Source organism: Streptomyces sp. NPDC006384 (genome assembly GCF_042870695.1).
Taxonomy (GTDB): domain Bacteria; phylum Actinomycetota; class Actinomycetes; order Streptomycetales; family Streptomycetaceae; genus Streptomyces.
This window is the reverse complement of the sequence record NZ_JBIAHR010000001.1, coordinates 64095-82997: the sequence shown is the minus strand read 5'-3', so window position 1 is coordinate 82997 and position 18903 is coordinate 64095. Positions and strand designations below refer to the sequence as shown.

The window sequence follows — 18903 nt, the reverse complement described above, 5'->3', positions numbered from 1 at the left end:
CTCCGCGTCACCGGGGATCACGCATGGTCACCGAACGGTCCGCCGGATGCGGCGGCCGACGGGGTCAGCGTCCGCCGCCCGGACCGCCACCGCCGAACGAACCGCTGGTGCCCTCGCCCCAGCGCGGCCGCTCCTGGCCGGGAGCGGTACGGCTGCCCTGGTGCCGCAGTTCGTGCGGCAGCGTCCGGTCGTCGCCCCGCGGCATCTCCTCGGGCTCCCGGTTCTCGCGGACCTCACGGACCGGCCCGCCGTCCGGCATGCGCGGCTGCTCCTCCGGGAGCGGCGGCGGCGACTCCTTGCGCCTGAGGCGGCTCCCCCAGGCGAACGCGCCGATCAGCACCACCACGACGGCGAAGGCCGCCACCACCAGCCAGACGGTGCCGGCGGTGCCGGAGCTCGCGGCCATGTTCATCCATGCGCTAGTCATGGAGCGCGGGTACCCCCGGCGCGCGTGACCAACCTGTTCAGCCCGAGCGGGCCGCTCGCGTCCGCGAACGGTTGGCCTTCCGGATCGCGGAGAGCAGCTCCGCCTTGGTCATCCGTGACCGCCCGGCCACGCCGAGGTGCTTGGCGACGCCGTAGAGGTGTTCCTTGGACGCCTGCTCGTCGACGCCCTCGCCGCTGCGTCCGCCCTGCTGCCGCGGCCGCGCCGACCGCGGGTCGGAAGGACCCTTGCGGCCGCCCTCCTTGCGCTCCCAGTGGTCGCCGACCTTCTCGTAGGTGTGCTTGAGCGCCCCGTACGCCACCCGGTGGGCGCGTTCGCCCTCGCCGTACTCCTCGACGGCCGAGTCGTGGGCCCTGATCCAGGTGTGCTGCGCCTCCTCGGGGGAACGCTCCAGGGTCGACGGCAGTTCCTGACGTCCCGGCATGTCGTGCACCTCCGCGTGTCGTCGCGTCCTCGCTCCGCGAGACGTACCGGGTGCCCGTCGGCACGCCGGAGAAAACGGCCGCACCCCTTGGGAACACGGGCCTGTGCGGGGTTTGGCGCCGGCCGTGGCGGCAACCCGCGCGGTGTGACATCGACGAAGACCTCACAGCAGGAACTGTTCCGCTTCCTCGAGGACCGCTTCGCGTGTGCACAGGCGTGCAGCGAGTGCGCGCGGGCGTGCGCGCTGCGGGCGAGCCTCGTGGATCCGGACGGGACGGAACACCAGGAACTCGTACGGCGCAAGGGCATCATGTGCGCGGAGGTGTGCGACGCCACCTGCCGGGTGCTGTCCGAGCAGAACCAGGTGGACGAGAACGCGATCCGCGTCCAGGTGGAGTGGTGCCGGCAGGTGTGCCTGGAGACCGCGCACGTCTTCGACGGGCAGCAGGGCGCCGAGGGCGACGCCGAGACGTGCCGCGCCTGCGCCCGGGCCTGCGACGAGTTCCTCACCACGCTGCGCTGAGGAATTCCTCCCCGGACCGTCCCGGTCCCGGCACGCGTTCCGGCGGGGCGGCGACTGCAGCATCCGGCGTACCCGCCGCTGCGCCCGCGCGGCCACGGGAAGTACGGCGAGGCGGCCCCGTACCCCGCCGCCGTGCCCCGCGGACCGCGTGCTCCGGCGGCCCGCCCTCCGCGATCCGCGCACGTCCGCGCCCCGCACCCTCGCCCAAACACCCTTCGACCGACGGGTCCGGACGCCGGGCACGCACCGTACAGATCCGGGCCATAAGCCGCCATACTGGACCGGCCAGGGGAGGGCGGTGCGGACAGACTCACGGGGGTGGGCGTGGTGACGGGGGACAGTGCGCTGATCCAGGGCCGGTACCGGTTGCTCGACCGGATAGGGCGCGGGGGCATGGGGGAGGTCTGGCGGGCCCGGGACGAGTCGCTGGGCCGGCACGTCGCGGTGAAGTGCCTCAAGCCGCTGGGGACACAGCACGACCGGTCCTTCACCTGCGTGCTGCGGGAGCGGTTCCGGCGCGAGGCCCGGGTGGCCGCCGCGCTCCAGCACCGCGGGGTGACCGTCGTGCACGACTTCGGCGAGAGCGACGGGGTGCTCTTCCTCGTGATGGAGCTGCTCGAAGGGCGTGACCTCAGCCGGCTCCTGGAGGACAACAGACACCACCCGCTGCCGGTCCCCGACGTCCAGGACATCGCCGAACAGGTCGCCTCCGCCCTCGCCTACACCCACGAACAGGGCATCGTGCACCGCGACCTGAAGCCGGCGAACATCGTGCGGCTGACCGACGGCACCGTGAAGATCTGCGACTTCGGCATCGCCCGGCTCGGCCACGACGTCGGCTTCACCAGCCGCCTGACCGGCACCGGCATCGCCCTGGGCACCCCCCACTACATGTCCCCCGAACAGATCGGCGGCGACGAGGTGGACCGGCGCAGCGACCTGTACTCGCTGGGCTGTGTGCTCTACGAGATCGCCACCGGCGTCCCGCCCTTCGACCTGGACGACGCCTGGGCCGTCCTCGCCGGCCACCGCGACACCGCACCCGAGCCGCCGAGCCGGCACCGCCCCGGCCTGCCCGCCCACCTGGAGCGGATCATCCTGGACCTGCTGGCCAAGGATCCCGCGCGGCGCCCCGCCGACGCCCGCGTCCTGGGCCGCCGGCTCGCCGCGGGCCGCGCGGCGCCGGTGCACGTGCCGGTCCTGGCGGTGTCCCCGGCGGCCGCGCGGGCGCCCGAACCGGTCGGCGGCGGGAGAACGGCCCCGCCGTCCTGGAGCCGGGACACGGACACCGGCCCCGGGGCGGCCGGCACCGGGCCGCGCCCCTCGCCGCCCGGCCCCGCCGCCGGGCCGTCCGCCGACGACGGGGCGACGGCACCGCACACCGGGGGACAGGCCGCCCCGGCGGCGCCGTCGGACACGGAGAGGGAGGCGGAGACGGAGGCGCTGACCGCGCCGGCCGGACGGCACGAGGCGGCGCTGCGTCTCGGCCGCCTCGGCCACTGGACCGAGGCCGCGGAACTGCACCGCGCGGTGGCCGGCGAACGCGAACACCTCCTCGGCCCCGACCACCCCGACACCCTCGCCGCCCACTACGAACTCGCCTTCGCCCTCAGCCGCACCGGCCACGCCGCGGACGCCCTGCGCGTGTACAAGAAAGTGGCCGAGGCCCGGATCCGGGCGCTGGGCGCCGACCACCCCGACACCCTCGCCACCCGGCAGGAGATGGCGTACGTCCTGGGCAGGCTGGGCCGGTACGCCGACGCGCACCGGGTCTACACGGCCGTCCTCGCCGCCCGGGAACGCACCATGGGCGCCGGTCATCCCGACACCCTGCGCTGCCGTCACAACCTGGCCTTCACCCTGGGCCGGCTCGGCCGCGCCGCGGACGCCCACCGCATGGCCCGCGAGGTCGCCGAGGACCGTGCACGCGTCCTCGGCCCCGACCACCCCGACACCCTGGTCACCCGCTACGAGGTGGCCTACGAGCTGGGCCGCCTCGGCCGCTGGCAGGAGGCGCTCGGGGCGTACCGGGACGTGGCCGAGGCCCGCGCCCGTGTCCTCGGCCCCGACCACCCCGACACCTTCGCCGCCCGCTACGAGACCGGCATCTGCCTGGGCCGCCTCGGCCGCAGCGCCGAGGCGCTGGCCCTGTACGGCGAGCTGGTCGCGGACCGCTCCCGCGTCCAGGGCCCCGAGCACCCCGAGACCCTGCGGGCCCGGCACGGCATGGGCGTCAACCTGGGCCGCCTCGGCCGCTGGGAGGAGGCGCTCGCCGTCTCCCGCGAGGTGTGCGCGGTCCGCGAGCGGGTCCTCGGCGCCGACCACCCCGACACCCTGGTCAGCCGCCGCGAGGTCGCCGTGTGCCTGGGCTGGCTGGGCCGCTGGTCGGCCGCTCTGGCCGAGTACCGCGTGGTCACCGCCGCCCGCGAGCGGGTCCTCGGCCCCGACCATCCCGACACCCTCGCCGGCCGAGCCGACGAGGCGCACTGCCTGGAGCGTCTCGGCCGCGGCCCGGAGGCGGTGGAGCTGCACCGCAGCGTGTCCGTGCTCCGGCGGGCCGTCGCCCCCTGACCGCCCGGGAACGACGGCGCATGCGCGCGGACGGACGGGGTACCGCGACATGACGGACATTCCGTACGCGCGACGACAAGGAGCCTGCCATGGCGGACCTCAGCCCCATCGACCTGCAGAAGGCCCTCAGCGGAGTGGACTACCCGGCGGACAAGAAGGCGCTCGTCGACCGCGCCCGCGAGAACAAGGCCGACGACAAGGTCGTGAGCCGCCTCGACGGTCTGAAGGAGAACACCTTCGACGGACCGAACGAGGTGCAGAAGGCCGTGTTCAACGGCTAGCGGCCCCGTCCGGGGCCCGGCCGCACCCGCTCTAGTCGGCCGACGGCGTCCAGCCCACCGCCTCGATCCGCGCCGCGTCCGCCGGGCGCGCCTCGTCGAACAGGACGCCGCCGGCCGTTTCGGCCCGCAGTCCGTCGACGTAGGCCCCGCGGCCCACGTACAGCCGGTCGGTGGTGTACCGCCAGCGCAGGACGAGCCCGCGCGCGGCCGGCAGGTCCGCCGTCAGCCGGTGCCACACGCGGCCCGACCAGCCGCTGACCGAGCCCGCCGGATGCGCCTGCGCCCGTGCCCCGCGGCGCGAGGTCGTGAACGGGACGGGCCGCCAGGTGGCGCCGCCGTCCGCGGTGGCCTCCAGGACCAGCGGGTCCGATCCGGGCTCGGTGTCCCACCACAGCGCACAGCGCAGCCGCGCGCCCCCGGCGGACGTGTCCAGCGCCGGCAGCGTCAGCGTGGCCGACGCGGAACCCGCGGTCCCCGAGAACCAGGCGGTACGCCCGTGCGCCGGGCGGACGGGCACCGCCCGCGCCAGATTCGTGGCGGCCGCCACCCGGGGAGCCGACCCCGACCGCCAGCCGCGCACCGGATGCACGGAGTTGCCCAGCATCACCAGGAACGAGTCGGTCGTCGGGTCGAGCACCAGGGAGGTGCCGGTGAAACCGGTGTGCCCCGCGGTGCGCGGGGTGGCCATGGCGCCCATGTACCAGTGCTGGTAGAGCTCGAAGCCGAGGCCGTGCTCGTCGCCGGGGAAGGCGGTGTTGAAGTCGGTGAACATCAGCTCCACCGACTCCGGCCGCAGGATCCGCGCCCGCCCGTAGGAACCGCCGTTGAGGAGCGTACGGCCCAGCACCGCGAGGTCCCACGCGCAGGAGAACACCCCCGCGTGACCGGCGACGCCGCCCAGGCTGAAGGCGTTCTCGTCGTGCACCTCGCCCCACACCAGCCCCCGGTCCAGGCCGGACCAGGGCCGGCGGGCGTCCTCCGTGGCCGCGATCTTCGGCCGCCAGGAGGCGGGCGGGTTGTAGCGGGTGCGGCGCAGGCCCAGCGGGGCGGTGATCTCCTCGCGCAGCAGCACGTCCAGCGCCCGGCCCGTGACCTTCTCCAGCACCAGCTGGAGCGAGATCATGTTCAGGTCCGAGTAGAGATAGGCGCTGCCGGGCGGGCTGACCGGCGCCTCGTCGAAGACCAGCCGGACCTTCTCCTCGTACGTCGGCACGCTGTACAGCGGGATCCACGCCCGGAACCCGGAGGTGTGCGTCAGCAGCTGCCGGACCGTCACCCCCTGCTTGCCCGCCCGCCCGAAGTCCGGCAGGTAGGAGGCGACCGGCGCCTCCAGCTCCAGCGCGCCCCGCTCGATCTGCTGCACGGCGAGCAGCGAGGTGAACAGCTTGGAGATCGACGCGAGGTCGAACACCGTGTCCTCGGCCATCGGGATCTGCTCCCCGGCCGGGAACTCGACACCGGTGTCGGTCTTCTCGTCGTACGCCCGGTAGCGCACCGCCATGCCGATCGGCTCGTGCAGCACCACCGTGCCCCCGCGCCCGGCGAGCAGCACGGCGCCCGCGTACCACGGGTGCTTCGGGGACGGGCCGAGGAACGCCTCGGCGTCGGCGACCAGTTGCCGCAGATGCCCGGGCAGCAGTCCGGCGCGTTCGGCCGAGCCGCGTCTCAGGGTCGGGCGGGCGGCCCTGTCCGCGGCGGCCTCGGCGGGACCGGCCGCGAACGGCGCGATCGCCAGCGCGCCGCCCAGCGCGAGCACTCCCGCGCCCAGTCGCCGCCGGGTGAATCCGTTCATCCCCTGACCGGCCATGGAAGACCCTCCCGCCACCGACGCTGAAAATATCTTTCCCGGACCGCCGTGCGGAGTGAAACTTTCCTGTCAGCGGCAGGCCGTGTCAATGGGGCGTGCGGGACCCGCGACGGGCCGTGGACACGGGAGCGACGTCCCGCGGCCCGCCCGGAGTGCCACCGGACGGGCCGCGGGACGGTGCCGCTCAGCGCTGGCTCACCCGGACGATCCGCAGCGCGGGCGACGCCAGGACGTCCCGCTCGCAGAAGCGGGACGTCACCCACCTCTCCCCGGAGAACAGCCGGGTCTGGTCCGCGTGGTGCGGCGAGGCGGGGTCGGAGGACTGGGAGTAGGTCAGCAGCGTACGGGCCACCGGGCACGGTCCGCCGTCCCAGCCGACGGCCTGGATGTAGCTGGAGCCGGTGGTCACCTCGGTGTAGCCGCCGTGCGCCGGGTCCCAGACGGGCTCGATCTTGTTCCAGACGCCCAGCGACTCGGTGCCGCCGCCGACCGGGATACGGGCGCTGCCGCGGACGACGAACTGGTGCTTCCCGAGCGGCGCGTCGAGCGGGATGCCCGCGGCCCGCAGCTCGCCGACCGCGTCCGCGAGGGCGGTGGCGAAACCCTTCGCCCCGGTGTTCAGCGTGTGCGGGGTGCGGACCGGGTCCGCCGGTGAGAACGGCACCTTCCACAGCTCTCCCGCCGGCACCGTCCTGGTGAGCGCCCGCCAGAACCGGTCGAAGAGCAGCGCTCCCCGGCTGCCGGTGTCCATGGTGCGGTCCCAGCCGGCGAGCACGTCGCAGGCCTCCCGCACGTCCACGGCCCGGCCGTCGCTGCCCGTCGCGGAGGAACCGGGCAGGGCGGCACAGGCCCTCGCGGCGTCGGCCGCGGCCAGGCCGCCGGCGGGCGCCCGGTCGGCGAACTGCTGCCGCTGCAGGTCCGCCACGGTCAGACCGCCCCGGTCCGCCATCGCCGCCACGTCCTCGATCGCACCCCGCGTGCGCATCGACCGCTGGGTGCCGACCGTGCCGAAGACCCGCTCGTAACCGGTCAGCGGCCGGTCCGCGTTGGCCAGCCAGGCGCTGTCGTTGGAGTTCTCCGCGTACGGCGCGTCCTTCAGCGTGGGCATGCTCGACGGACCGAAGATCCCCGGCTGGACCGCGTCCCGGTCCCGGCCCGGCGCGCAGTCGCCGCGCGAGCCGTCCAGCACCGCCAGCCCGGAGGACGGGTACGTCACCCTGCCGAGCGGCGTGGAGCAGCGCGCGGCCAGGTCGTCGGTGATGCGGGGGAGCACCTGGGACTGGGTGAACAGGGTGCGGCCGCGCGAGTCGGCGGCGATCGTGTTCACCCACGGCAGCCCCTGCGTGCGCCGCAGGGAGTCCAGGACGTCGTCCGTGCCGCGGGCCCGGCCGAACCCGAGAGCGGTGTCGGAGCCGCGCAGGTTGGCGGCGTTCGGGTCGTTCAGCGCGTACGCGGTCGTCGCCGTCCACGGCAGGGGCAGCGAGGCGCCGAGCGAGGTCACCACCGGCCCGTACCGGGTCCACCACTGCGTCCGCGTCACCGGCGCGCCGTTCTTCACGGCGACGGTGACGGACCGTTGCGTCATCCGCTCGCGCCTGCCGTCCACCAGGTAGGCCGTCGGGTCGGCCGGGTCCAGCGTCAGCTGGTGCAGATTGAGGGTGACGCCCGTGGCGACGGTGTGGCTCCAGGCGACGTGCGCGTTGTGCCCGATGGACACGGTCGACGAGCCGAGCAGCGAGGCACCGGCGACGTTCAGCCGTCCGGGGATCGTCTGCTGGGACTGCCAGAAGCGGCGCCCGCCCTGCCACGGGTAGTGCGGATTGCCGAGCAGCAGCCCGCGGCCGTTCGCCGTGGTGGTGCCGCCGAAGGCGACCGCGTTGGAGCCCATGTCGGCGTCGCCGGCGGCGAAGAGCTCCCGGGCGGCGCGGGCGGCCGCCTCGGCGTCGGGGCCCTGCGCGGTGCCGGTCCCGGCCGGTGCGGACGGCGGCCGGGCGGCCGTGATGCCGTCCACCGCCCTGCCCTGTCCGCCGAGCACGGCGAGGGCGAAGCCGCGTGCGGCCACGTCCAGCGTGGTCACCGGCCGCACCCAGGCGGCGTCCCGGCACGCCGGGTCGGTGATCCGGTTCTGTGCCAGCCAGGCGTTGTAGCCCGCGGCGAAGCCCCGCATCAGTTCCTTCGCGTCCCGGCTGGGGCCGCGCGGCGCCGGCTGGGCGAGCAGCCTCTCCACCGTGCCCGCCCGGCGCACCCCGGAGAAGTACAGGTCGCTGGAGAGGTTCGTGGCGGCGGAGGAGAGGGAGTGGTCGGGCGCCGCGTCCGGGCCGAAGAAGCGGGAGCGTTCGCCGCGCACGGTCACGAAGCCGTCGGCCAGGGTGCAGACCTGGTCGGCGGCCTGCGCCCAGCCGGTGCCGAAGCCGAGGTTCGCGTAGTCCTTCGCGACGATGTGCGGAATGCCGTACTCGGTGTACCGGACGACGGCGGACAGGCCGCCGTGGGACGGGTGTCCGGGCCCGTCGCCCGGGCGTCCGCCCGCGGCGGCCGCGGGCAGGGCGGTCGCCGCGGTGAGCAGGGCGAGGGCCGTGACGACGAGTCGTCCCGGGCGGATGCGCATGGTGCCTCCCGGCGTCTTCGGGGAAGGAGCGGCAGAGCGTACCAGCCGGTATGTGCTCGTGTCAGTGGCATGACAGGAGGAGCCGGGATGTCGCCCGCACACGTCTTGACCGGCCCCTCGACCGGCCCCGCGCCCCGGCCGAGGACCGGCCTTGTCAACCCGCCGACTTCGCCACCCGCGACCTCGACGGCCTGCGCAAGGCCTACTACGGCGCGTCGGTCATGCCCGTGCCCGTCCTGTTCGTCGAGGCGCGCGTGGTCGACGAGGACGGCAAGGACGTCCCCGACGGCATCCCCGGCGAAGTCGCCTACCGCTCCCCGCAGTTGTGCGAGGGCTGCTGGGACAGGCCGGAGGGGACCGAGGCCGCCTTCCGCCGAGGCCGTCACGGCGGTCGTCGTCCGCCGCGGCGAGGTCACCGAGGACGGACTGATCGCCCACGCCCGCGAGAGGCTGCCCGCCTTCAAGGCCCCCGAGCGCGTCCTGTTCGTGGACGCCCTGCCCCGCAACGCCGGCGGAAAGATCCTCAAGCGCGAACTGCGCGACCGCTTCACCGGCACCTGACGCGGCTGAGCGGCCGGGGCGGCCCCGGGGACCGGCGGGCATGCCCGGAGGGCGGCGCCGGGCTCCCGGAAGGGGGTCGCCGCGTGGCCTGTCGGCGGCCTGGCCCGGTCGCTAGGCTGGCCCGCGGACGACGCAACCGGGAGGAGCACGGACGTGGCCGAGAGCACCACCCACCAGCGCCCGCTCACGGGCTGGCACAAGCCGGAGCTGGATCTCAGCAACGCGCAGTGGCAGTCCAGCAGCCGGGGACTGGGGGATGTCCAGATCGCCTTCGTCGAGGGATTCATCGCCATGCGCAACAGTGGCAGCCCGGAGAGTCCCTCCCTCATCTTCACCCCCGCGGAGTGGGGCGCGTTCGTGTCGGGGGCACGGGAAGGGGAGTTCGACCTCACCTGACCCGCCGGAGGCCGGACCCGCCGAGGCGGTCCCGTCCGGCCGAACCGGGGGTGTTCCGCCCGTTTCTCCGGACACACGGCCATGAGCGCCCCCTCGGGCACGACGCCTGAGCGAGGCTGACGCCCCAGGGGGAGGTCGTACTTCCAAAGGTGAGGAACCCATGAGCACCCTGCCGGTCATCGCCGCGGTCGACGGTTCGCAGGACGGCCTGCGCGCCCTGGACTGGGCCGCCGACGCGGCCCGCGCACGCGGGGCGCCGCTGCGGGTGGCGCACGTGCGGCAGTACGCCGTCTGGGCCCAGGCCGACGTGCTGGTCGCGGGGCCGGCGGACACCGGCGAGGACCCGGCGATCGAGGAGGCCCGCGCCCGCCTGCGGGAACGCGCCGACGCGCCGGAGACGGAGTACCTCACCGTCGAGGGCGTACCGGGCGCCGTGCTGCCGGAGCTGGGCGCCGACGCCCAGCTGCTGGTGCTCGGTTCCCGGGGACGCGGCGGCTTCACGAGCCTGCTGCTCGGCTCCAACGGGCTGGCCGCCGCCCGCGACGCCGAGTGCCCCGTCGTCGTCGTGCCCCGCCCCGGCCGCGAGGTGCACGGGGAGCCGCCGGCCGGACCCGGCCCGCGGGTGGTCGTCGGCCTGCACGTGGACAGCCCCGACGACGGCGTGCTGTCCTTCGCCTTCACCGAGGCCGCGCGGCGCGGCGCCCGCCTCCAGGTGATCGCCGCCCACCCGTGGCCGGTGCGGACCTGGGCCGCCGCCGGCCAGACGGTGCCCCAGGTGATCGACGAGGTTTCCGTGGAGAGCGAGACGCGGGCCCTGGCCGACGGCTTCCTCGCCCCCTGGCGGAGCCGCCACCCCGAGGTCCGCGCCGACACGCACGTCATGGACGGCGACGCCGCGGGACACCTCGTCGCCGCCTCGCGGGACGCCGAACTGGTCGTCGTCGGCCGCCACCGCCGGCGCCTGCTGGCACCCGCCCGCATGCTGGGCTCGGTCACCCACGCCGTCCTCCTGCACGCGGCGTCCCCGGTCGCGGTGGTGCCGCCCGCCCCACCGGAGACGTGAGCACGTCCGGCCCGCCGGACACCGGGACGCGCCGGGGCCGGTACCGCGCGAACGGGCCGCCCGCCCGCACGCCGTTCGAGGGCCCAGGCCACGTACCATGGCGGCATGTCGTTCCTCCGCCGCCGCAGTGCCACGCCCGCCGGGCCCGACTTCGACGTACTGGCCATGGACCCGGGCGACTGGCCCGGGAATCTCGGCGCCGGTCTGCTGCCCGCACCCGACGGCAGCTGCCAGGGCGTCTTCCTGCGCTACGACCTGTTCGGCGGCCGCGGCCCCGCGATGATCATCGGTAATCTCCCCGAGGGCTCCCCGGCCCGCGAGGTCCCCGAGGGCGAGGTCCCCTTCGAGGTGGGACAGCTGCTGCTCGCCCTGGAGAACGACGAGGAGATCACCGTCGTCGGCACCGAGGACGTCCCCGTGATGCAGGGTGACAACCTGCTGATCGTGCGCCGTCTCAAGCTCTCCGAGAGCCGGATCTCCTGCGTGCAGTTCGACCGCAGCGACGGCGTCCTGGTGACCATCGCCGCCTGGGACCGCCCCATCACCGACGACCTGTACGCCCTGCTGAAGCCGCTCCCGGCGGAACTCTTCCAGCAGGGCTGACCCGGCGGACGCCTCCCGGACACACGAAATCCGCGGTGCGGCCCTCGAGGGCACACCGCGGAGTCCACGTCCTCGTCAGCGCGTGCCGACCGCCGCGCGCACGGCCCGCCGGGCCATCTGGCAGTCGTCGTGCAGCCGTCGCAGCAGCAGCCGCTGCTCCTCGCCGGACGGCACGGCACCCGGGGGGACCGCCGCCGGGACCGACGGCGCCTCGTGCATCGACCGCTGCACGGCCGTCTCGTAGGTACGGATCTCCCGGGTCAGCACGAGCATCAGGTTCACCAGGAACGCGTCGCGCGCCGCGGGCCCCTGAGCCTGGGCGATCTGACTGATCTGCCGGCGTGCCTCCGGGGCGTCACCGAGCACCGACCAGAGCGTCGCCAGGTCGTAGCCCGGCAGATACCAGCCCGCGTGCTCCCAGTCCACCAGCACCGGACCGGCCGGTGACATCAGCATGTTGGACAGCAGCGCGTCGCCGTGGCAGAACTGGCCCATGCCCTGACGCCCGGCCGCGAGGGCGATGCCGTGCAGCAGCTTCTGCAGGTCGTCCAGGTCCCGGTCGGTGAGCAGCCCGAGCTCGTGGTAGCGGGAGATCCGGGCCGCGTAGTCCAGCGGGGCGTCGAAGGTGCCGGCCGGCGGGCGCCAGGCGTTGAGCCGGCAGACCGCGCCGAGCACCGCCCTGATGTCCGCCCGCGGCGGCGCCTCCACCGGGTGCCGCTGCAGCGCCGCGGGCCGTCCCGCCATCCGCTCGATCACCAGGGTGCCGTTGTCCGGGTCCGCAGCGATCAGCCTCGGCACCCGCACCGGCGGGCGGTGCCGGACGAACGAGCGGTATGCCCCTATCTCGTGCCGGACCCGCTCCGACCAGGCGGGGGAGTGGTCCAGTAAACACTTGGCGACCGCCGTGGCGCGTCCGGTCGTGCCGACCAGGAGGACGGAACGCCCGCTGCGGCGCAGCACCTGCACGGGAGCGAACTCCGGGCAGATCCGGTGCACGGCGGCGATCGCCGTGCGCAGCTGGGTGCCCTGGGCGCCGGACAGGTCGATCCTGCCGCTGAGCGGTTGTGTGCCGGCTCCCGCGCCGCGCCGCACCCTGCCCGTCCCGGGCACCGGGACCGCCGGACGCGCGGGGGCGAGGTAGGGGCCGCCGCCCGCCGCCGGGCGGGGGTGGAGCGATCGCTGGGGGGCGGACACGGAGGACGATGCTGCGTACATGGGCGAACAGATCCCTTCGTGTGCCTGTTGTGCCTGACTGGGGGGCGTCGCCCGCCGGAACGGGCGCGCCCTCCGAAAGCCGTCGCACCACCCGCCCCGGCCGCCGGGGCACCCTGGGGAGTACCCCGCGGCGACCGGGTCGGGATGGCGCTTTCCTACCTGACACCCGGCCGCCCGTGGCACACCATCTGGCGCACCCTGGCGAACGGTGGCGAATAGTCGCCCGGCAACCCGCACGGAGCTACTGTCAACTCAGCCGAGAACCTGGGGGCTTGACGTGAGCAGAGAACCCAACACCCGTCTCGCGGACCTGTTCGGCCTCGCCGGCTGGTCCAAGGGCGAACTCGCGAGGCTGGTCAACCGGCAGGCGGCGGCCATGGGCCACCCCCAGCTGGCGACCGACACCTCGCGGGTGCGGCGGTGGATCGACATGGGAGAGATCCCGCGCGATCCGGTGCCGCGGGTGCTGGCGGCCCTGTTCACCGAGCGTCTCGGCCGTGTCGTGACCATCGAGGACCTCGGTCTGGTCAGGCACGGGCGTGCGGGGAAACGGCAGCGCGGCGGGAGTGAGGAACATCCCGACGGAGTGCCGTGGGCGCCCGAGCGGACCGCGGCGGTCCTCACCGAATTCACGGGAATGGACCTCATGCTCAACCGACGCGGCTTGGTGGGCGCGGGCGCCGCGCTCGCCGCGGGCTCCGCACTCAGCAGCGCCATGCACGACTGGCTGCACACCGACCCTGTTCTGGCTGCCGACGCATCCCACGCCACCGACTCCCTGCACGCCGACCCCGCCGGGTTCGACCGTTACGAGGCCGCACCCGTCGGGTCCCAGGAGATCGAGGAACTGGAGCGCTCGGTGGAGGTGTTCCGCGCCTGGGACGCCGCCCGTGGCGGCGGGCTCCAGCGCAAGGCCGTGGTGGGCCAGCTCAACGAGGTGGGCGGCATGCTCGCCTACCGTCACCCGCCCCACCTCCAGCGGCGCCTGTGGGGCGTCGCGGCCAACCTCGCCGTCCTCGCGGGCTGGATGTCGCACGACGTGGGCCTGGAACCCACGGCGCAGAAGTACTTCGTCATCGCCGCGCACGCCGCGCGCGAGGGCGGCGACCGGCCCCGGGCCGGCGAGGCGCTCTCCCGGGCGGCCCGGCAGATGGTGCACCTGGGCCGGCCCGACGAGGCACTGGATCTGATGAAGCTCGCCCAGTCCGGCTCCGGCGAGCAGGTGATGCCGCGCACCAAGGCCATGCTGTACACCATCGAGGCCTGGGCGCAGGCGTCCATGGGCAAGGGCCAGGCGATGCGCCGCACCCTGGGACGCGCCGAGGACCTCTTCGTCTCCGACAAGGCCGACGTCCCGCCGCCGGACTGGATGCAGACCTTCAAGGAGGAGGATCTGTACGGCATGCAGGCCCTGGCCTACCGGACGCTCGCCGAGTTCGAGCCGGGTGCCGCCGCGCACGCGCAGTACTACGCGGAGAAGGCCCTGGCCCTCAGGGTCGACGGCCGGCAGCGGTCGAAGATCTTCGACTATCTGTCGATGGCCTCGGCCTGTTTCCTCGCCGACGACCCGGAGCAGGCCGACCGTTACGCGCGTCTCGCCCTGGTGTCGATGGGTTCCAACTCCTCCCGGCGGACCTGGGACCGGCTGCGGCAGATGTACCGGCTCACCGCCGAGTACGCCGGGTACCCGAAGATCCAGGAGCTGCGGGAGGAGATCGAACTCGCGCTGCCCAAGGGCAAGCCGGCCAAGGGCGGGGGGAAGGGCGGCGCCACCGCACCGGCGTAGCGACGCCCTACTGCGTCGTCACCCGGGCCACCAGTACGCAGGTGTCCTCCCGGTGCGGCGGTTCGCCCATCTCCTCCATCACGATGCGCAGGCACTCCTGTACCGGGCGTTCCCCGGTCAGCCGGGGGGCCAGGGCGAGGAGGCGGTGCACGGCCGCCGGCCCGAGTCCGCCGGTGTGCAGGAGCACGAGGTCACCGCTCTCGAGGGTCTCCTCGGTCGTCCGTCCGTCCAGCGCGTGCCCCGTGCCGTCGCGGAACAGCAGCGGGACGGGGCGCCCGGTGCGCGTCCACTCCAGGGTGCGGGTGCCGGGGCGGTAGCCGCAGCACAGGGTGCCGGCGAGGGGCGGCAGGGCGGTGTCCCGCAGTGAGCGGGCCAGCAGTGCGGGCAGCAGGCCGGGAGGCGTGCCCGCCGCCGCCAGTCCGCGCAGGGCACCGGTCAGCAGCTCCGTGCTCCCCGTCCCTTCGGGTGCGGGGCCGTCGAGGTCGCCGGCGGCGAGCAGCGTCCCGTCGTCGCCGAGGGCGCACACGTCGTACCAGCCGGTCCCCTCGGGGGCGCCGGCCGGCGGCAGGTGCGCGGCGGCGAGGTCCAGGCCGGACCGGCCCCGCTCCGGGAACCGCAGGAGGGCGTGCCGGGGCGGCACGCCCTCCCGCGGTTCCGTGGAGGCCCGTTGCCCGGTGTCCGCGCCCGGTGGGGGGCGGTGGAGCGAGTCACGGGTCTCGCTCACCGCCCTCCGGCAGCGGCGCAGTTCGCTGACGTCCCGCAGCACCGCCCACATCGAGGCGGTGCTGCCGTCGGCGTCGAGCACGGGCTCGCCCATCATGTGCACCGTCCGTACGCCCCCGTCGGGGCGCACGACGCGGAACTCCCCGTCGATGGGCCGGCCGTCGACGAGACAGCCGGTGACCATCGCGGTCAGCTTCGGCCGGTCCCCGGCGAGTACCAGGGACGGCAGTTCGTCGAGGCTGAGGGGGGCGGTGGCAGGGTCGAGACCGAGGATCCGGAAGAGTTCCCCGGACCATTCGGCCTCGTCGGTCAGCAGATTCCACTCGGCGCTGCCGACCCGGCTGAGCAGCGATCCGGCCCGCGGGGCGGGCTCCGGGCCGTCCCGCAGCTGGGCCAGGTGCTCGTCGAGATCGCTGAGCTGGTGCAGCGCCAGGTCGTACAGCGCGCGCTGCCAGCGCCCCCGCGGGTCCGCCGCGTCGTGCCCGCTGTCCCGCCGGACGGCGTCCACGTCACCCCTGAGCCGCCGGGCCTGCGTTATCAGCGACTCGACCGAACCGCGTGCGGGCGGCGGGGCGGCGGGGTGGTCCGCGGAGAGGGGGGACGACATGACGCACTCCGATGTGCAGACGGTACGGCCGATACGAACCAGGGGGTGGCGGAAGGACCGTTACGACTGTGGCACAGCCCGCGACGCCCCGTAAGGGATTCGGCGACACACGATACGGTGGTGCTTCCGGCATATGCCACAGTCTTCCCCGAGCGACTCCGGCACCCGAACGGCGTAAGCGGGTGAACGGTCAAGTCGTAGGAGAGCTACGCGACTTGAGGGCTCCCGGCACCCCTGCCCGTCGTCGCCCGGGCGTTCGTCGCACCCCTGTTCTAGGACGGGTCGTAGAGGGCCGGGCGGGGGGCCTGCACGACGGCGGTCCGCGCACCCGTCTCCAGGGCCCGGACGCCGGCCTCCGCGACCACGGAGGCGGCGTACCCGTCCCAGGCGCTCGCGCCGGTGACCCGCCCCCGCCGGGTGGCGTCGACCCATGCCTGCACCTCGCGGTCGTAGGCCTCCGCGAAGCGCACGAGGTAGTCCTGCGGCACCTCCTCCCGGGCGGCGCCCGCCGCCGTGACCGTCATGGAGCGCGCCTCGCCGATCCGGGCACTGCCCGCCTCGCAGACGGCCTCGCAGCGGACCTCGTAGCCGAAACCGCAGTTGACGAAGACCTCCACGTCGACCAGCGCGCCCCGGTCGGTCTCGAAGAGCACGAACTGCGGGTCGAGCAGCCCCTCGGGCGCCCCGGACGACGGCCGCGGCCGCAGCACCGTCACCGCGGCCGGTTCCTGGCCCAGCAGCCAGCGGGCCGCGTCGATCTCGTGCGAGACGGAGCTGTCGATGAGCATCGCGGAGGTGAAGTGCGGCGGGGAGGAGACGTTGCGGTGCACGCAGTGCAGCATCAGGGGACGTCCCAGCCGGCCGCTGTCCAGCAGCGACTTCAGCCGCCGGTACTCGGGGTCGTACCGCCGCATGAACCCGATCTGCGCCAGCCGCCTGCCCAGCCGCGCCTCCGCCTCCACCACACGCAGCGCGCCCGCCGAACCGGGCACCATCGGCTTCTCGCAGAGCACCGGCAGCCCCCGCGCGAAGGCGGCGAGCAACGCCTCCTCGTGCGCCTCGCCGGGCGAGGCGATCAGAACGGCCTCGACGCCCGGCGCGTCGAGCGCGGCCTCGGCGTCCGTGTGCACCACGACCCCGTCGATCCCGTCCGCCGCCTCCTTCGCCCGCTCGGCGTCGGGGTCGGCGACGGCCGCGACCCTGGCGCCGCTCACCACCCGGTCCAGACGCCGTACGTGATCGGCGCCCATGTGTCCCGCGCCCAGCACCGCCACACCCAGAAGTCCGCTCACGCTCCGACCGCTCCTTCCTGCCGGTCACGCACCCGGGGCGGGTGCGTGTACGGCGGACAGGGTGTCACGGGAGCGGGAGCCGGGCGGGCACGCCCCGGCGGCTCAGTCGTCCTCGTCCTCCGCGCCGCAGGAACTGCCGTCGGGCGGCAGGGAGCCGTACAGCAGGAAGTCGTCGGCCTTGCGGTGCACGCACTCGGAGGAGGCGTAACCGGTGTGCCCCTCGCCCTTGTTGTCGAGCACCACGGCCGAGGGGCCGAGCCGCCGGGCCGTCTCCTCGGTCCAGCGGTACGGCGTAGCCGGGTCGCCGCGGGTGCCGATCAGCAGCATCTTCGCCGTGTCGACGTCCTTCACGTCCTCGCGGATGTAGTCGGTGCCCCTGGGGCGGCCGTAGCACATCAGCACCTGGGTGAGCCGGTACCGCCCGAAGACCGGCGAGGCCTCCTCGTACCGCTCGCGCAGCCGTCCCAGGGACCGGGTGACCTGCTCGGCGGTGGGACGGTCGGGGTCGTCCGCGCAGTTGACGGCCATCAGGGCGGCCGGCAGGTTGTCCATCGGGATCTCCTCCTCGCCGGCGAGGCCGCCACCGCCGTCCTCCTCGCGCACCGGGAAGGTCACGCCGCCGGACGAGAAGCTCTCCAGACCCCGGGTGTCCCCGTCCTCCACCAGCTGCGCGAGCGCGCGCTCCAGCGAGGGCCACAGCTCCCTGCTGTAGAGCGCCTGACCGATGGCGCCCACCATGTCCTGCCCGTCGAACGCCTCCCCGAAGGCGGTGGGCACCGGGTCCGCGTCGAGCGAGGCGACGAGCCGCACCACCTCGCGCCGGGCCTCCCGGACGTCCTGCCCGAACGGGCAGGCGATGTCCTCGACGCACCAGTCGAGGAAGTTCTCCAGCGCCGTCTGCTGCCCCCGCGCGCCGGCCAGCCCCTGCTCGGCCAGCGATTCCGTGAGCGTGTCCACGCCGTCCAGCACCACCCGGCCCACCTTGTCGGGGAACCGGGCGGCGTAGACCGCGCCGAGCCGGGTCCCGTAGGAGAAACCGAGGTAGTTGAGCCGGTCGTCGCCGAGCGCCGCGCGCATCACGTCCATGTCCCGGGCCACGTCGACCGTGCCCATGCGGTGCAGCACGGGACCGGAGTGCTTCGCGCACTCGGCGGCCGCGTCGCGCAGACGCCGCAGCACCGCCCGCGGCTCCTCGATCTCCTTGTCCCCGTCCGTCGCCTCCATGATCTTCGTCGTGGCGGGTCCGCAGGAGACCGGTGAGGACCGGCCGACGCCGCGGGGGTCGAAGGACACCACGTCGTAGCCGTTGGTCAGGTGCATGAAGGGCTTGCCGCCGACGGAGAGTTCGCTGACGCCCGAACCGCCCGGCCCGCCGAAGTTCAGCAGCAGCGAGCCCCGCGAGTCGCCGGTCGCCCGGTACCGGGCGAGGGCCAGATCGAGCGTGCCGCCCTCGGGCCGGGCATAGTCGAGGGGGACGGTGACCTTGCCGCACTGCAGGTCCTTCGGCATCTCCATGCCTCTGCACGCCGACCATGTGATCTTCTGGTCGTAGAAGCGGCTCAGATCGGGCTCGGTGTCCTGTGCGGCCCCGGCGGGCAGTCCCGCCCCCAGCAGTGCCAGCCCCAGCGCACCGGTGACCGCGCACCCCCGGGCCGACGGCCGAATCGACAGCTTGGCCAGCATCGATGCCTCCCGGACGCCCCGTCGCGGACCCGTGGTCGGCGCCCTCGAACACCATAAGCGGGGCATCGGCGGCCCGCCTCCGGGCGCTCTTCCCCGGCCCGCGGGCGCCCTGGATGTCCCGGCCGCCGGCCGGCTTCCCGGTGCACACCGGCGGCGACAGCGTGAACGCGGTCGGCACCGGCGGCCCGGCCTTCGGCGACGAGCCGGCGAACACCTCCGGCGACCGCCCCGGGGAACCGCGGGGCCCGGAGGAGCCGAAGCCCCCCGTACCCGGCGGGGAACTCACCCGGCCGAAGCCGGCACCGTGCGCAGCCGC

The 18903-nt window shown here is 74.6% G+C and carries 15 protein-coding genes and 1 pseudogene; 8 read left to right on the top strand and 8 right to left on the bottom strand.

Annotation, left to right across the window (positions count from 1 at the left end):
- Window positions 1-64 precede the first annotated feature (64 nt).
- Window positions 65-427, bottom strand: a complete 363-nt coding sequence (locus ACFYOJ_RS00400) for a DUF6479 family protein (protein ID WP_356552440.1) — start codon at window positions 425-427, stop codon at window positions 65-67.
- Window positions 428-464: 37 nt separating this feature from the next.
- The gene (locus tag ACFYOJ_RS00395) at window positions 465-869 is read right to left on the bottom strand and encodes a ChaB family protein (protein ID WP_356552441.1); all 405 of its coding nucleotides are present in this window, start codon (window positions 867-869) and stop codon (window positions 465-467) included.
- 144 nt (window positions 870-1013) lie between these two features.
- Here ACFYOJ_RS00395 and ACFYOJ_RS00390 point away from each other — a divergent pair, with 144 nt between their 5' ends.
- The 3 genes from ACFYOJ_RS00390 to ACFYOJ_RS00380 all read left to right on the top strand — a co-directional run bounded on the left by ACFYOJ_RS00390 (window position 1014) and on the right by ACFYOJ_RS00380 (window position 4243).
- Complete coding sequence (locus tag ACFYOJ_RS00390; protein WP_356552443.1) at window positions 1014-1391, top strand: ferredoxin; 378 nt, start codon at window positions 1014-1016, stop codon at window positions 1389-1391.
- A gap of 393 nt (window positions 1392-1784) precedes the next feature.
- Window positions 1785-3962: a tetratricopeptide repeat protein gene (locus ACFYOJ_RS00385; protein WP_388596081.1), complete on the top strand. Its 2178-nt coding sequence runs from the start codon at window positions 1785-1787 to the stop codon at window positions 3960-3962.
- An 89-nt stretch (window positions 3963-4051) separates the two neighbouring features.
- The gene (locus ACFYOJ_RS00380) at window positions 4052-4243 is read left to right on the top strand and encodes a DUF2795 domain-containing protein (RefSeq protein ID WP_356552447.1); all 192 of its coding nucleotides are present in this window, start codon (window positions 4052-4054) and stop codon (window positions 4241-4243) included.
- A 31-nt stretch (window positions 4244-4274) separates the two neighbouring features.
- On the opposite strand, the gene ACFYOJ_RS00375 is transcribed toward ACFYOJ_RS00380, so the two are convergent.
- Window positions 4275-6050, bottom strand: coding sequence for a serine hydrolase (locus ACFYOJ_RS00375; RefSeq protein ID WP_356552448.1), 1776 nt, complete (start codon window positions 6048-6050; stop codon window positions 4275-4277).
- A gap of 184 nt (window positions 6051-6234) precedes the next feature.
- Window positions 6235-8658 carry a penicillin acylase family protein gene (locus ACFYOJ_RS00370; protein WP_356552450.1) on the bottom strand — a complete coding sequence of 808 codons (2424 nt, stop codon included), beginning with the start codon at window positions 8656-8658 and terminating at the stop codon, window positions 6235-6237.
- Window positions 8659-8822: 164 nt separating this feature from the next.
- Here ACFYOJ_RS00370 and ACFYOJ_RS00365 point away from each other — a divergent pair.
- The 4 genes and pseudogenes from ACFYOJ_RS00365 to ACFYOJ_RS00350 form a co-directional block, all read left to right on the top strand.
- Window positions 8823-9219, top strand: a pseudogene (locus ACFYOJ_RS00365) (acyl-CoA synthetase); the annotation flags it as partial.
- A gap of 153 nt (window positions 9220-9372) precedes the next feature.
- A complete protein-coding gene (locus tag ACFYOJ_RS00360) occupies window positions 9373-9615 on the top strand; it encodes a DUF397 domain-containing protein (protein WP_356552451.1) in 243 nt (80 codons plus the stop codon).
- 160 nt (window positions 9616-9775) lie between these two features.
- Window positions 9776-10678 (top strand): universal stress protein, encoded by a 903-nt coding sequence (locus tag ACFYOJ_RS00355; protein ID WP_356552452.1) that lies wholly within the window; start codon window positions 9776-9778, stop codon window positions 10676-10678.
- Window positions 10679-10783: 105 nt separating this feature from the next.
- Window positions 10784-11281, top strand: coding sequence for a hypothetical protein (locus ACFYOJ_RS00350; protein ID WP_356552453.1), 498 nt, complete (start codon window positions 10784-10786; stop codon window positions 11279-11281).
- Between the two features lie 75 nt (window positions 11282-11356).
- Here ACFYOJ_RS00350 and ACFYOJ_RS00345 read toward each other — a convergent pair whose 3' ends face one another.
- Window positions 11357-12496, bottom strand: coding sequence for an aminoglycoside phosphotransferase family protein (locus ACFYOJ_RS00345; protein ID WP_356552454.1), 1140 nt, complete (start codon window positions 12494-12496; stop codon window positions 11357-11359).
- A gap of 277 nt (window positions 12497-12773) precedes the next feature.
- Between ACFYOJ_RS00345 and ACFYOJ_RS00340 the strand changes: the two genes are divergently transcribed.
- Complete coding sequence (locus ACFYOJ_RS00340; RefSeq protein ID WP_356552456.1) at window positions 12774-14282, top strand: hypothetical protein; 1509 nt, start codon at window positions 12774-12776, stop codon at window positions 14280-14282.
- Between the two features lie 7 nt (window positions 14283-14289).
- On the opposite strand, the gene ACFYOJ_RS00335 is transcribed toward ACFYOJ_RS00340, so the two are convergent.
- From ACFYOJ_RS00335 to ACFYOJ_RS00325, 3 genes are all read right to left on the bottom strand, one after another.
- Window positions 14290-15612: a SpoIIE family protein phosphatase gene (locus ACFYOJ_RS00335; RefSeq protein ID WP_356552458.1), complete on the bottom strand. Its 1323-nt coding sequence runs from the start codon at window positions 15610-15612 to the stop codon at window positions 14290-14292.
- Between the two features lie 272 nt (window positions 15613-15884).
- Window positions 15885-16904 (bottom strand): Gfo/Idh/MocA family oxidoreductase, encoded by a 1020-nt coding sequence (locus ACFYOJ_RS00330; protein WP_356552460.1) that lies wholly within the window; start codon window positions 16902-16904, stop codon window positions 15885-15887.
- Window positions 16905-17006: 102 nt separating this feature from the next.
- Window positions 17007-18587 carry an alpha/beta hydrolase gene (locus ACFYOJ_RS00325; RefSeq protein WP_356552462.1) on the bottom strand — a complete coding sequence of 527 codons (1581 nt, stop codon included), beginning with the start codon at window positions 18585-18587 and terminating at the stop codon, window positions 17007-17009.
- Window positions 18588-18903: the final 316 nt, after the last annotated feature.

Coding starts and splice junctions, on each gene's coding strand:
- ACFYOJ_RS00345 (WP_356552454.1), bottom strand. CDS start 12,496: ATGTACGCAGCATCGTCCTCCGTGTCCGCCCCCCAGCGATCGCTCCAC.
- ACFYOJ_RS00335 (WP_356552458.1), bottom strand. CDS start 15,612: ATGTCGTCCCCCCTCTCCGCGGACCACCCCGCCGCCCCGCCGCCCGCA.
- ACFYOJ_RS00375 (WP_356552448.1), bottom strand. CDS start 6,050: ATGGCCGGTCAGGGGATGAACGGATTCACCCGGCGGCGACTGGGCGCG.
- ACFYOJ_RS00400 (WP_356552440.1), bottom strand. CDS start 427: ATGACTAGCGCATGGATGAACATGGCCGCGAGCTCCGGCACCGCCGGC.
- ACFYOJ_RS00385 (WP_388596081.1), top strand. CDS start 1,785: ATGGGGGAGGTCTGGCGGGCCCGGGACGAGTCGCTGGGCCGGCACGTC.
- ACFYOJ_RS00380 (WP_356552447.1), top strand. CDS start 4,052: ATGGCGGACCTCAGCCCCATCGACCTGCAGAAGGCCCTCAGCGGAGTG.
- ACFYOJ_RS00370 (WP_356552450.1), bottom strand. CDS start 8,658: ATGCGCATCCGCCCGGGACGACTCGTCGTCACGGCCCTCGCCCTGCTC.
- ACFYOJ_RS00350 (WP_356552453.1), top strand. CDS start 10,784: ATGTCGTTCCTCCGCCGCCGCAGTGCCACGCCCGCCGGGCCCGACTTC.
- ACFYOJ_RS00325 (WP_356552462.1), bottom strand. CDS start 18,587: ATGCTGGCCAAGCTGTCGATTCGGCCGTCGGCCCGGGGGTGCGCGGTC.
- ACFYOJ_RS00355 (WP_356552452.1), top strand. CDS start 9,776: ATGAGCACCCTGCCGGTCATCGCCGCGGTCGACGGTTCGCAGGACGGC.
- ACFYOJ_RS00395 (WP_356552441.1), bottom strand. CDS start 869: ATGCCGGGACGTCAGGAACTGCCGTCGACCCTGGAGCGTTCCCCCGAG.